Origin of the sequence: Pontibacter sp. HSC-14F20 (assembly GCF_019599265.1) — a bacterium.
GTDB lineage: Bacteria > Bacteroidota > Bacteroidia > Cytophagales > Hymenobacteraceae > Pontibacter.
Genome location: NZ_JAHZTC010000002.1, coordinates 123,790 through 137,902, shown reverse-complemented (window position 1 = coordinate 137,902; position 14,113 = coordinate 123,790). Strand labels below are relative to the sequence as shown.

Genomic DNA, 14,113 nt, shown 5'->3' with positions numbered 1-14,113 from the left:
CTATACCAGTCCTTCTAGTGTCCTTTGTCAATAACGCATTTGCCCCCTAACGTATGAACAAGTACATCTGCATTCACGGACACTTTTACCAGCCTCCCCGCGAGAATCCCTGGCTCAATGAGGTAGAGTTGCAGGAGTCGGCGCACCCTTACCACGACTGGAACGAGCGCATCACCGCCGAATGCTACGCCCGCAATACCGCCTCCCGCATCCAGAATGGCAAAGGCCAGATTGTGGACATCATGAACAACTACGCCCGCATGAGCTTCAACTTCGGTCCGACCTTGCTGGAGTGGATGGAGAAAAAAGCGCCGGATATTTATCAGTCCATACTCGATGCAGACAAAGAGAGTCAGAAACGCTTTTCGGGGCACGGGGCTGCACTAGGGCAGGTATACAACCACATGATCATGCCGCTGGCCAACGAGCGCGACCAGCACACACAGGTGATCTGGGGCATTTATGATTTCCGGAAGCGCTTCGGCCGCGACCCGGAAGGCATGTGGCTGGGCGAAACGGCTGCCAACACCGCTACGCTGGAAGTGCTGGCCGAACATGGCGTTAAGTTTACTATTCTCTCCCCTTACCAGGCCAGGCGCTACCGCAAGATAGACCAAAAGGAGTGGCACAATGCGGAAGGTGCTAAAATTGATCCGCGCAGGCCCTATCGCTGTACCCTACCTTCAGGTCGCACCATTGCGCTGTTTTTTTATGATGCTCCGGTATCGCAGGCCATCGCTTTTGAAGGTTTGCTAGAGAGCGGCGAAAAATTTGCTCACCGGCTCACCACCACCTTCGACGAGAACAGCAACGACCCGCAGCTCATGCACATTGCTACGGACGGCGAAACCTACGGTCACCACCACCGCTTCGGCGAAATGGCCCTCTCTTATGCCCTGCATCACATCGAACAGGAACAGCTGGCCAAGATCACCATTTACGGAGAATACCTGGAGCTATACCCGCCCAAATACGAGGCCGAAATCATTGAGAACACTTCCTGGAGTTGCATGCACGGCGTGGAGCGCTGGCGCAGCGACTGCGGTTGCCACACCGGCGGTCACGATGACTGGAACCAGGCCTGGCGCGCACCGGTGCGGGAGGCCTTTGACTGGGTGCGCGATCAGTTGGAGCCGCTCTACGAACAGGAGATGCATAAACTTGGTGCTGACCCGTGGCAGACCCGCAACAACTACATTCAGGTGATCATGGACCGGGACGAAGAGCGTGTGCGTGAGTTTATGTATTCGCAAACCAACAGGAATCTGAGCAAAGTAGAGCAGATCAAGTTTCTGAAATTGCTTGAAATGCAATACCACGCCCTGCTGATGTATACCAGTTGCGGCTGGTTCTTTGATGAAGTGACAGGTATAGAAACCATGCAGGACATTTTGTATGCTACCCGTGCACTGCAGCTGGCCAAGGACCTGAGCGGGGAGGATTATGAAGTACCTTTTGTGGAGTTTCTGAAGCGGGCCAGGAGCAACAACAAAGACTACGGCAACGCCTCCAAAGCCTATTACAAAATTGTCCAGCCCACGATGCTGGACCTCTTGCGGGTAGGTGCTCACTATGCTGTGTCGTCGCTATTTGCTGACTCACCAGATGAGTTGCCGCTCTACAGCTACAAGGCCACCTCCGAATATTACGAAATGCTGGAAGCGGGACGGCAGCGACTGGCCATCGGTAAGGCCTTTATCCGTTCGAGTGTGACCTGGGAGGAAGTAGATGTATCCTTTGCTGTGCTGCATATCGGCGACCACCAGTTGTTTGGCGGCGTGCGCAAATACGTGAGTCCCGATGCCTTCGCTACCCTGCACCACGAGCTCAGCACTGCTTTTGAAAAAGGCAACATCACGGAGGTGATCATGCTATTAGACAAACATTTCGAGTCGCACAACTACTCATTCTGGCACCTTTTCCGCGATGATCAGAAGAAAATTCTGGACCAGGTGCTGGAGCAAACCATGCGGGCACTCGAGCACGATTTTCAGCAGGTATACGATAACAACTATCCACTTATGGCTGCTATCAAAAGTGTGGACATGAACCTGCCCCGCCCGCTGCAGATTACAGTGGACTACATCGTGACAGGCCGTTTGCTCGAAGCCCTGCTGTCCGTACAAGCGGATGTCGACACCATGCTCAAGTTGCTGAAAGAGGTGGAGCGTATGGGTGTGAAACTGGACGAAGATGCCGTAAATTATGCGGCTACTACGCATGTAGAGCAGGCCATGCACCACTTGGAGGAAAACCCCGATGATACGGCACACATGCGATACCTGACGGAATTGCTTACCGTACTCAACGGCTCCAAGCTGCAACCAGAGTACTGGCAGTCGCAGAACATCGCTTTCAGGATGCGGCAGAGCACTTACGAAACCTACAGTAAAAATCAGGATGAAAAAAACGGGAAAGCCGAGACCTGGTGCAGGCAGTTCAAAGACCTCTATGAGAGCCTCAACCTGAAGCTATAAATAGCCAACTTTCTAGGTATCAATTCGGATATAGATGAAAAATAACCTACAAATGGAATTACTCCGTTTTAGCCACCATATAACGTACAGTCATGTTCTACTCCGGCGCACTTGAATTAGTAAATGGCTCCCTCAAAATGCCATCCAACACAAATTTCAGCAGCTAAAGTCCGCCGTATAAAAGTGACCACACCAGCTAAATGATGACCAACAATCTCTGAAACAACATGATATACATACCTTCCTCCACCTACCGGGTTCAGCTCTCACCTCAGTTCACACTGCGGAACCTGAAAAACATACTGCCCTACCTGCGGGATCTGGGCATCAGCACGATCTATGCAGCTCCTTTTTTTACGGCCCGACCGGGGAGTGAGCACGGTTATGATGTAACGGATCCGCATCAACTCAGTCCGGACGTAGGGACGCTGGATGAACTGCAGGAAATAGCCGAAGAACTGAAAGCCCACGGTATGGGCTGGCTGCAGGACATCGTGCCGAACCACATGGCCTTCCACCCCAACAACGCCTGGCTGATGGATGTGCTGGAGAAAGGACAAAAGTCGCGCTATTATACCTTCTTCGATGTCAACTTCAATCATCCTGATTTTAACGGCCAGCTGATGGTTCCTTTTCTGGGTGAGCCGCTGGAGGAAGTGACCGGGCAAGGGCAACTTAAAGTCTCTTTCGATGAATACGGTTTCCGGCTGCATTATTTCGACAACATTTATCCGGTCAGCATCGACAGCTATACCTATCTGTTGCAGCAAGTGAGCGATAAACTGCACGCAGGTGGAAGCAACGCTATACTTGCAGAGCAGGTGCAAAAGCTGGAGCAGCTAATGGCGCAGGACACGTTGGAGCCCATTGACTGGAATCAGGCGAAACAGGCGCTCTATCATAAAACGCAGGAGCACCCTGCATTGCAGCAAGGTATAGCCGACGTGCTGAAAGGTATAAACGACAACCAGACAGCGATGCAGGAATTGCTGGAGCAACAGTATTATACCTTGAGGCACTGGCAGGAAACTGAAAAGCGTATTAACTACCGCCGCTTCTTCACCGTCAACGACCTGATCTGCACCGCCATGGAGCGGCAGGAGGTATTTGATCATTACCACCAGTTCATCAAAGAGCTTTGTATGCGGCAACTCGTGCAGGGCTTGCGGGTTGACCACGTCGACGGCCTTTTTGACCCCGACACCTACCTGGAGCGGCTGCGCGAACTGGCCGGCGAACAGGTATACCTGGTGGTAGAGAAAATTCTGGAAGGCGAAGAAAACATGCCCGACCACTGGCCGATACAGGGCAACAGCGGCTACGATTTTCTGGCTTGGGTGAGCAACCTCTATACCTATGCCGAGGGCGAGCGGGAACTGACGCAGGTATACCGCCGGCTCGTGCCTGATGCCCCCCTCGATTACGAAAAACTGGTGTATGAAAAGAAACTGCTGATACTCGAAAACTACATGCAGGGCGAGCTGCAAAACCTGCTGCGTTTGCTGCGTGATTGCGAACTTATACCTGCTTCTTCAGAAAACAATAACTGGCACCATGCCCTGGCCACGCTGCTGGCTGCCTTTCCGGTATACCGCATTTACGGCCATACCCTTCCGCTGCCGCCGGCCGCCCTGGAGGTAGTAGAAAAAGCTTTTGCCATTGCCCACGAAAAAGCGCCCGAAGCCAGGGTCGAACTGGAGCACCTGCGTACTTTCTTCGAGTCAGGTGAACAGGACAGTGAAGAGCAAAAACGCAACAAGCTATACTTTGTGATGCGCAGTCAGCAATTCACAGGCCCGCTGGCCGCCAAAGGTGTCGAAGACACCACCTTCTACAATTATAATCGCCTGCTGGCGCTCAACGAAGTGGGCAACAGCCCGGCCGTGTTCAATCTCGACCGCCGTGATTTTCATGAGCGCATGGCATACCGGATGCAAACTTATCCGCATTCCATTAACGCTACTGCCACGCACGACACCAAACGCGGCGAAGGTTCGCGCATGCGCCTGCAGGTACTCAGCGAAGTGCCCGAAGAATGGGAGAAAATTGCGGCAGACTGGATGCAACTGGCACGTCTGCACATTAAAGATGGCGGACCTACGCCAAACGATCTCTACTTTATCCTGCAAACCCTGCTGGGCGTTATGCCGATCGACGGCAAGGTGGACGACACGCTGGTGGAGCGGGTTCAGGAGTACCTGGTGAAAGCATTCCGGGAGGCCAAAGTAAACACCAACTGGTCGGAGCCGCATGAGGCTTATGAAACGGCGACGAAAGACCTGGTGAAAAAACTGCTGCTGGAAGACGAGGCCTTCATGGCTTCGTTCCACCCTTTTTTCCGGAAGACAGCGCACTTTGGCTGGATTTATTCGTTGTGCCAGACGCTCCTCAAGACCACCTGTCCGGGCGTACCGGATGTGTACCAGGGCTGCGAACTCTGGGACTTCAGTCTGGTGGATCCTGACAACCGCCGACCGGTAGACTATACCTTGCGGCAGGATTTTCTGGAGGAAATCAAAGCGGCTGATGACGAAGAGACGTTATTGCAGGAAATGCTGGCATCGCCTGAAGATGGCCGCGTGAAGCTATACCTGCTCCATAAAGTGCTACACCTGCGCACTGCACGAAAAACACTTTTCGACCGGGGCGAGTATATGCCACTGCAACTTAAAGGGAAGCACAGCAAACATGCCATAGCCTTTGCCCGTCGCTACAAAGATGACTGGTGTCTGGTGGTCGTGCCTCGCCTGCTCACGGGCATCCTGTCTGAAAACGGACTGCCACTCGGTGAACAGGTATGGGGCGATACCGTGGTAGAATTGCCGGCAGAAGCGCCTCAAAACTGGCAACAGCTTTTGGGTGGAACAGCCTTACAAACGATCCAAACTATACCTTTAGCTGCTATTTTCAAGTCATTTCCAGTCGCACTATTAAACCCTTCGAAGCTATGATCATACCCAAGCGAAGCAGCGGCATTTTACTCCACATCACCTCGCTCCCATCAGCATATGGCATCGGTGACCTGGGCTCCGAGGCCTACAAATTTGCCGACCTGCTGGCGGAAGCGGGCCAGCGCTACTGGCAGATCCTGCCGCTCAACCCCACCGAGATTGGCTCCGGCAACTCGCCCTACAGTAGTCACTCGGCCTTCGCAGGTAATCCTTTGCTGATCAGCCCCGAACGTTTGGTAGATGATGGGCTACTGGACAAAAAAGACATCCGGGCCGGGGGTGGCTTCGACAAGGCCAAGGTAAACTACCCGAAAGTGGCAGACTATAAAGTAAAGCTGTTGCGACAGGCATACGACAACTATAAAGACGGTCGGGCCAGCAAGTTGCAGGGGGAGTTCATCCGCTTTCAGGAAGCGCACAAGGTATGGCTACCCGACTTTACCAGTTTTGTGGCCTTCAAACAATACTACAACGGCAAGGCGTGGGTAGAATGGCCCGAAAAAGTAAAAACACGCCAGCTCCATGCCATCGATGCGCTATCGGCAGAGTTGTCCGTTGAAATAGAGCGCGAGGCTTTTCTACAGTTCCTTTTCTACCGTCAGTGGGAGGCACTCAAAACGTACTGCACGTCTAAAGAGATCACCTTTATCGGCGACATGCCCTTTTATGTGAGCCACGACAGCGCAGACGTATGGTCGCATCCGCAACTATTCAAACTGGACCGCCAGAGCCAGCCCACTGCTGTGTCGGGTGTGCCACCAGATTATTTCAGCGAAACAGGTCAACTCTGGGGCACCCCGGTTTTTGATTGGAAGGAGCTCGAAAATCAGAACTTCGACTGGTGGCTGCGGCGCATTGCCCATAACCTGGAGCTGTTTGGCTTGCTGCGCCTCGACCATTTCCGTGCTTTTTCAGCCTACTGGGAAGTACCTGCCGGAGAGAAAACCGCCATCAACGGCAAGTGGGTTAAAACACCGGGAGCCGAATTGCTCAAAGCGGTCAAAAAGAAATTTCCGGCCATGCCCATCATTGCCGAAGATTTAGGTGAAATTGATCAACCCGTGCGCGACCTGATGGCGCAATTTGACTTGCCGGGTATGCGGGTGCTCCTTTTTGCCTTCGGCGAAGACCTGCCGCAAAGTATTTATGCCCCGCACCACCACAGCCAGAACTCCATTGTGTACACAGGCACACACGACAACAGCACCGTGCGGGCCTGGTACGAGCACGACGCCAGCCGCGACGATAAGAAGCGCCTGAGCGACTACAGCGCTCAGCGGCTGTCAAAAGAAAATGTGAGTGCCATTATGGCGAGGCTGGCTTATATGTCGGTGGCGCAGTTGGTGGTGCTGCCAGTGCAGGATGTGCTGGGGCTGGGCAAGGAGGCGATCATGAACAAGCCCTCCACGGCCAAGGGCAACTGGCAGTGGCGACTTCAACCGGGTCTGTTTAGCAAAACGGTAGCGCAGCGTTTGAGGCAGGAAGTAGAATTGTATGGCAGATAGTTAAATACTCATTTTCCTGTGTATATTGTTAGCACAATATTACTTATACTCACCTTAATCCTGAAAAATGAAGAAACTTACCCTTTGCTTTGTGTTCTTTTTGGTGTACACTACTCCCCTGCTGGCACAAATAGGTGATGCTACACAAGTAACGCAGACAACTGTGATCGAAAAAGGTGTCGGGTTGGGCGCCGTTATCGCTGTGGTGGCCTCCTGGTCACGCAATCAATCTATCCTTTGGGCGATACTGCATGGCATCCTGAGCTGGTTCTATGTTCTTTATTTTGCGATTACAAGGAGTTCAATAGATTAAAAGGACTGCAAGGGTTTATGAGTCTCTCGAAAAGAAAATCAGCAGCAGCCCGGTCTCTGTTGTTTTTCTTTTTTAATTCCCACAAAAATCTTACATTGATTCAACATTCAGGTATAGCCTGAAATAAGTCTCTCACCTAATCTACAGCACTATGCCATTAGCTTCCAAAGCATTACCACTGGGCACTGTAGCACCCAATTTTGCCCTGCTCGACACGATTTCCGATAAGCTTGTCTCGCTGCAAGACGTCGCCTCTAACAGAGCCACGGTCATTATGTTTCTGTGTAATCACTGCCCCTATGTGCAGCACATCCTGAGTGAACTGGTGCAGGTGGCCAACACGTATCAGCAAAAAGAAGTGAGTTTTGTAGCCATCAGTGCCAACGATGCCACGTTTTATCCGCAGGACGGACCACAACAAATGCGCGAAATGGCGAAGGAGAGAGGCTTTCCGTTCCCATACCTGTATGACCAGACCCAGCAGGTAGCCCGCACTTACCAGGCCGCTTGCACGCCCGAGTTCTTTGTATTCGACCGAAACATGCGCCTGGCCTATCACGGTCAGTTTGACGACGCCCGGCCTAAAAACGAAACGCCTGTAACAGGTCGTGACCTGCGACAGGCGCTTGATACGCTGCTGGCCGGCGGTCAGGTAAGTGCTGACCAGAAACCAGGTATAGGCTGCGGCATTAAATGGAAAATTCAGCCGGAGGCAGTAGATTAGGCTGCGTGCTGGCGACATAGCCGGCCACAGCGTTGGCATGGTCCAGGTAGTGCGAGGTATAGCTTTGGTCACCGGAGTGGATGTAAAGCGCCGTTTTGCCTTTCACAGAGTCGATGATGCTCTCATGCTCCCCCAACGGCACGGCCGGGCAACCCAAACTGCGTCCTAGCCGGCCATACTTATTCATAAAGTCTTCGGTGGCGTACTCGGCTCCGTGCATCACTACGGCACGGTCGCGGGCATTGGAGTTGAATGCTTCGTCTAGGCCGTCGAGCCGGAGTGATTTGCCGTGCTTGCCAAAGTATACTTCATCGGTCACATAAAAACCGACGCTGCTCATAAACGATTTGTGCTCGTTGGAGAACTCCTGCGCCGTTACTTCACCAGAATTTCTGCCATGCGCAACATAGGTATTGTGCAGCACCTGCCGGTTTTCCAGGTCGAGCACCCAAAGCCTTTTTTCGTTGGAGGGTTTTGTGAAATCCACGATGGTCAGGACACCTTTATCTGACAAACGCCCCTCGTTGTACATGCCGTAGTAGCCCATCAGGGCATTGTTAAACACATCGTAACTCAGGTCCGCAGCGCTCAGGTTCATCTGGGTATAAAGGTCAAAAGACACCTGCTCAAAGCGCACCACGGAAAGTGCGGTCACACTTGTTTTTGCTTTATCTAATTTGTCTAAAGCGACATATTTGCCAGCACCTATTGAGGCGGAGGGTGATAGTATAAGCGGCGCGAAAAGAGGCAGCAAACGTCTGCCCATTTTCTTTTTGCGTTTCCGCCACCGTTCTTTTATGCTTTTCTTTCTGACGTTCGTTCTCACAATCCCATCTTATTGGTACACCTGTTTTTACGTGCCTGCCCGTGCTCTGTTCGAATTTGACAAAAAGGTACAACATTGCGCCTAAATCATTCTATATCAATATCAAGGAATCAAACAGGGTATCATATTTGTATAGAAAGGGATACACTTCTTAAAATCCGGAAACGAAACCAAGCATGAACAGAAAGCCGATCAGCTCTTCTCCTTTCTTATACCTGATACTCTTCACCCTCTTCCTCTCCAGCTGCGGAAGCCGCGAAACGCTGCGCGGCGTTTTCAAAAAAGAGACGCCCTACGAGGCCTATGTAGCATCTCTGAAAACCGCTAAACTCGATGAAACTGCTGTGGGGCAGGACTGGCTGGCAGAAGGGCAAACAGCTTTGCAAGCGCCCATACCTGTCACGCTGCCGTTCAAGGAAACAGGTTATTTGCCGGCCGACAAACCCCGGGCACTCGGCTACAAAGTAGCAGCCAAACGGGGTGAGAAACTGGTGGTGAGCCTGGAGATGAAAGCCCGCCAGACCATGCAGGTGTTCATGGATTTGTTTGAGGCCGGCACTGATCCTGCAGCCGAACTAGAACGCGTAGCCTCTGCCGATACTGCCGCCACTACCCTGATCTATGTGATAGACGAAGACATGGCCCATTTGCTGCGGATACAACCTGAACTGCTACGCGGCGGTACTTATACCATTACCATAGAAACACAGCCTACTTTGGCTTTTCCTATACCTGGCAAATCGAGCCGGCACATAGCCAGCATCTGGGGCGATCCGCGCGACGCAGGTGCCCGCAGCCACGAAGGCATTGATATTTTTGCACCGCGCGGCACACCCGTCATCGCTTCGGTTGACGGTATAGTGTCGCGGGTAAACGAGACGCCTCGTGGCGGAAAAGTGATCTGGCTGTCGGATCGGAACCGCGGGCAGAACCTGTATTATGCGCACCTCGACCAGCAGCTGGTTGCAGCCGGTCAGCGCGTCAGCGTAGGCGATACGCTGGGACTTGTTGGCAACACCGGGAATGCAAAGGGAACTGGTCCGCACCTGCACTTTGGGATATACCGCTACGGACGTGGCGCTACTAACCCCTATCCTTACGTGCATCAGTCTGCGGCCCCTATACCTGCCGTAAAAGGAGATGCCACGCACATCGGCAACTGGGTTCGGGTTTCGTCTAAAATGGCTAATGTCCGAACCCAGCCTTCGGCGAAAGCTGTGCTACATACCTCCCTCAGCAAAAACACGCCCTTGCAAGTGGTCGGCGCTGCCAACAACTGGTACCGCGTTCGCCTGCCCGATCACTCTGAAGCGTATATCATCAGCTCTCTTGTGGAAGGTATAGCCAAACCAATTGCCGTTAAAAAGCTACACCAGGAACGTCCGCTACTGGATGAAGCGCATCCCGAGGCCGGGCAGATAGACAGCTTGCCGGCAGGAGCCGCTATACCTGTGGTGGCCGTCAGCGGGCAGTTTGACCTCGTTCGTCAACCAGACGGCAGGCTTGGTTGGGTGCAGGCTGCGGAATAAAATTGACCTGTCTACTCTCTATTTTGATGGTTTAGAGACTTTCTGCGTACAGCATTTATACTTATATTTGGCTTTAAAACGCTTGTTGTACGCTCTTAACCGGATCATATTTGAAGTTAGCTGCTATTGATATCGGTTCGAACGCGGTGAGATGCCAGATCTCTAACGTTCTGAATCAGAATGGAAACGTTATTTTTAAACGGGTAGAATACATCCGGTATGCCATCCGGTTCGGCGAGGATGTGTTCAGCAACGGTTTTATCAGCGAGCACAAAATTCAAAAATTCATCAAGCTACTTCACGCTTTTCAACTGCTGCTCGACGTGCACGACGTGGACCACTACATGGTGTGCGCCACCTCAGCTATGCGAACATCCGAAAATGCTCCTGAAGTGCTGGACCGTGTGCACCAGGCGATCGGCATGGGTATTCAGGTAATCGACGGGGTAGCGGAGGCTGACCTGATCAACAAAGTCATCGTGAACTTCCTGGACGAACGCAACTACCTGCACATTGATGTAGGTGGAGGCAGCACCGAGTTCAACATCTATGTCAACCGCGAAAAAATGGCTTCTCAGTCTTTTGAGCAGGGTTCCATCCGCCACATGCACGGGGTAGACTCCCAGGAGCTTTGGCACAACATGCGGATCTGGATTGAAGAAAACGCAAAGAAATACCACCTCACCCGCGCCATCGGCACCGGCGGCAACATCAACAAGATTTTCGATATGTCAGGTAAGGCTGTGGGCAAGGCAATTTTCCGTAAGCAGATTGAAGAGATCACACAACGGATTGCCGCAATGACCATGGAGCAACGCATCACGGAGCTCCTCCTCAACCCCGACCGCGCTGATGTTATTCTCCCCGCCGCTGAGATATACCTTTCCGCCATGAAGTGGGCGAAATTAGAGAGTATGCTTGTGCCTGCCGTTGGCCTTAAAGATGGGATGATCCATGCCTTGTATGAACAGCATCATCAGGAGCGGTTTGTGATTAGTCAGATTAGCCGGTAGTGGGGTTCCATACGCTATGGCGCGAGCGTCCTGGCTCGTGTCTGTTATAGTAGGGCCTCCGGCCTAGGTATAAGTATACCGCAAGTTTACAACTGGCGTAGTAACTGCTTATCTATACCTTAACTTGTTTACTTTCATTGCTTCGCCTGTGCGGCGGGCACCTACTTTTTCCCTTGATGGGGGTAGGGGCCCTCGATAAAGAAAAAATCGAGGCCCCTAGCCCCAGTAGGCAAAAAAGTCAAGACCCTCCAAATCGAGGGTCCCTACCCCCACTCGCTGAACGCTCTTGACAGGGGGACCCCTTCACCCCCAACAGTGGAGTGTCATTTAGGTGCACCTCTAGCACAGCGACCTGTTTCATAGCTTTAGGGGCAAGTTAGTCTTGCTATACCTGCCAGTAGTATTTGCTACGAAGCCTAAACCTAACAACTGGCAGCTACAGAGATTCCCCTTTGAAGGTGGCAGGGGAATGTTAATCGTGCATGGGTTCCCTCCTCTGTTCTGAGCGGAAGGCTGGTATGAGGTAAAATTCCCCTTTACAAAAAGAAGGCGCTAGGAAGGTAACTCAATCCTGAAAAATCCTTTCTAACCCTCAAATCCTGATTCAACCAAAAGCCCCCTCCTGTTATCAGAAGGGGGCTGAGATTATACCAACTCTACTTCCTGCGCAGCATCCTCAAAAACCTTCTTGTAAAATAGTTTATGCACGTCTACGATGTCTTCGCTAGCGGCTGGTTTTTTTCGGGAGTAGGTGCCTTCTTCGCGCATGATGTAGGAATTCTGGTTGTCGAGCAGGTTGTAGTACAGGATGTTGATCGCCTCTTTCTTTAGCTCTTCGTTTACGATCAGAAAAAGTGCCTCGACCCGGCGGTCAAAACTGCGCACCATGATGTCGGCGCTGCCACCGTATACTTTCGAGTCTCCGTTGTTGTGGAAGTAAAAAATGCGGCTATGCTCCAGGTACTCTCCTACAATCGACTTCACCGATATATTCTCACTCAGTTCTTCACGCCCTGGTCGCAGACAGCAGATGCCGCGCACGATCAGTTTGATAGGCACACCCGCCTTCGAGGCTTTGTAAAACTCATCGATCACTTCCTTGTCTTCCAGCGAGTTGATCTTGATCACGATGCCGCTTTTCAGGCCTTTCTTGGCATTGCGCGCCTCATTCCGGATCAGTTCGATAAGCTGCGACCGCATCGCTTTGGGTGAAGTAAGCAGGTACTTGTATTCATTCGGTCTGGAGTGACCTGTGATAACATTGAAAAACTCTGACACGTCGTGCGCATACACCTCATTAGTGGTTAGCAGACTGATGTCAGTATAGAGGCGGGCCGTCTGCTCATTATAGTTGCCGCTGCCGATGTGCACGTAGCGCGTTACCTTCTCCCCTTCCTTACGAATGATCATGAGCATTTTGGTGTGCGTTTTATACTTGCTGATGCCGTAGATCACAAAACAGCCTGCTTTTTCCAGACGCTCGCCTTCCCGCAGGTTTTTCTCCTCGTCAAAACGGGCCTTCACCTCAAATAAAACCGATACGTGCTTGCCATTTTCGGCGGCTTTCAGGAGGGCGGCCGTTACCCGGGACTGATCAGCCAGGCGGTAAATCGTCTGCTTGATGCCCAGCACATAGGGGTCTTCTGCGGCCCGTTCCAGCAGTTGCACCACCGGGTCCATGTTGTTGTAAGGGTGATGCAACAGCACGTCATGCGCCTTCAGATACTCAAACATATCCACCGACTCGGCTGGCAAACTAAGGGGAATAACCGGTGCGGGTTGCTTAAAGCCTTTGTCCTTGAACTGCCGGTGATTGATAATCTGCCACAGGCCCCGCAAATCGATCATAGTTGTGATCGTGAAGACATTGGCATTATCGATGACCCAGCGCTCCTTCAGCACCTTCATCATAAACTGAGATGGGTTGCGCTCAATTTCCAAACGCACCACACGGCCCTTCTTGCGTGTCTTTAATTTCGATTTGATCTCCTGCACAAAATCCGCTTCAATGTCGTCCGACTCCTCCAGCGTAAAGTCCCCGTTGCGGGTAATGCGGAATAGGTTTGCTGATACGATGTCCACGTTACGGAACAGCTTTTTGATTTTCCAGCGAATGATTTCCTCGATTGGTACGAAAACGATTTTGTCCTTACGGTTGATCTCGTAAAAACGGGCCAGGTTCTGCGGAATCTGCACAAAAGTCACGCGGTCCTGCGCCTTCTGCTCCTCGGTGGTCCGGGTGACCACGCCAAAAGTCAGCAGTTGGTTCATGAGCAGCGGAAAACCGTGGTAGTTGTCGAACACCATGGGCGTGAGCAGCGGGTAGATCGTATTTTTGAAGTAGCTGTCAACCTTCTTCTGCTCAATTTCGGTCAGGTCACCTACTTTCAATATATCAAAGCCATTCTTCTCAAACAGCTCGGCCAGTTCGTTATTGAACGTCAGGTACTGGTCGTTGACGAAACGGTGGGCGTAGTCGAGCAGTTTTTTGCGGAAAGGCATTTCGCGCAGACCCGAATAATCCAGTCGCTCTTTGCCGTAGTCGATGTAGTTGTACAAGCTGCCTACCCGAATCATAAAAAACTCGTCGAGGTTGGAAGCCGTGATGGCCATAAACTTGAGCCGGTCGAAAATGGAGCGGCTGGTGTCGCGGGCCTGGTCGAGCACGCGGTAGTTAAAACGCAGCCAGCTCAGGTCGCGGCTGATGTATTTACTACGTTTTATTTGATCAGAAACCTTATTGATCAGCATGTTTTCAGGGGTTAAAAGAAATCC

9 protein-coding genes are annotated in these 14,113 nt (G+C 51.9%); 7 read left to right on the top strand and 2 right to left on the bottom strand.

Annotation, left to right across the window (positions count from 1 at the left end; translation table 11 throughout):
- Positions 1-53 precede the first annotated feature (53 nt).
- The 5 genes from K3G39_RS03220 (at position 54) to K3G39_RS03205 (ending at position 7,970) form a co-directional block, all read left to right on the top strand.
- Positions 54-2,477 (top strand): DUF3536 domain-containing protein, encoded by a 2,424-nt coding sequence (locus K3G39_RS03220; RefSeq protein ID WP_220624731.1) that lies wholly within the window; start codon positions 54-56, stop codon positions 2,475-2,477.
- Between the two features lie 227 nt (positions 2,478-2,704).
- Complete coding sequence (gene treY / locus K3G39_RS20735; protein ID WP_255593865.1) at positions 2,705-5,428, top strand: malto-oligosyltrehalose synthase; 2,724 nt, start codon at positions 2,705-2,707, stop codon at positions 5,426-5,428.
- Positions 5,425-6,933: a 4-alpha-glucanotransferase gene (gene malQ / locus K3G39_RS03215; RefSeq protein ID WP_255593864.1), complete on the top strand. Its 1,509-nt coding sequence runs from the start codon at positions 5,425-5,427 to the stop codon at positions 6,931-6,933. Before treY ends, malQ begins: the two co-directional genes overlap by 4 nt.
- 67 nt (positions 6,934-7,000) lie before the next feature.
- Positions 7,001-7,246: a hypothetical protein gene (locus tag K3G39_RS03210; RefSeq protein ID WP_220624729.1), complete on the top strand. Its 246-nt coding sequence runs from the start codon at positions 7,001-7,003 to the stop codon at positions 7,244-7,246.
- A 151-nt stretch (positions 7,247-7,397) separates the two neighbouring features.
- Positions 7,398-7,970, top strand: a complete 573-nt coding sequence (locus tag K3G39_RS03205) for a thioredoxin family protein (RefSeq protein WP_220624728.1) — start codon at positions 7,398-7,400, stop codon at positions 7,968-7,970.
- Here the strand turns inward: K3G39_RS03205 and K3G39_RS03200 are convergent.
- The gene (locus tag K3G39_RS03200; RefSeq protein WP_370627188.1) at positions 7,936-8,625 is read right to left on the bottom strand and encodes a murein L,D-transpeptidase catalytic domain family protein; all 690 of its coding nucleotides are present in this window, start codon (positions 8,623-8,625) and stop codon (positions 7,936-7,938) included. The genes K3G39_RS03205 and K3G39_RS03200 overlap by 35 nt on opposite strands.
- A 347-nt stretch (positions 8,626-8,972) precedes the next feature.
- On the opposite strand from K3G39_RS03200, the gene K3G39_RS03195 reads away from it, so the two are divergent.
- Positions 8,973-10,325: a peptidoglycan DD-metalloendopeptidase family protein gene (locus K3G39_RS03195; RefSeq protein ID WP_220624727.1), complete on the top strand. Its 1,353-nt coding sequence runs from the start codon at positions 8,973-8,975 to the stop codon at positions 10,323-10,325.
- Between the two features lie 110 nt (positions 10,326-10,435).
- The gene (locus K3G39_RS03190; RefSeq protein ID WP_220624726.1) at positions 10,436-11,338 is read left to right on the top strand and encodes a Ppx/GppA phosphatase family protein; all 903 of its coding nucleotides are present in this window, start codon (positions 10,436-10,438) and stop codon (positions 11,336-11,338) included.
- Positions 11,339-11,983: 645 nt separating this feature from the next.
- On the opposite strand, the gene ppk1 is transcribed toward K3G39_RS03190, so the two are convergent.
- Complete coding sequence (gene ppk1 / locus K3G39_RS03185; RefSeq protein ID WP_220624725.1) at positions 11,984-14,089, bottom strand: polyphosphate kinase 1; 2,106 nt, start codon at positions 14,087-14,089, stop codon at positions 11,984-11,986.
- Positions 14,090-14,113 lie beyond the last annotated feature (24 nt).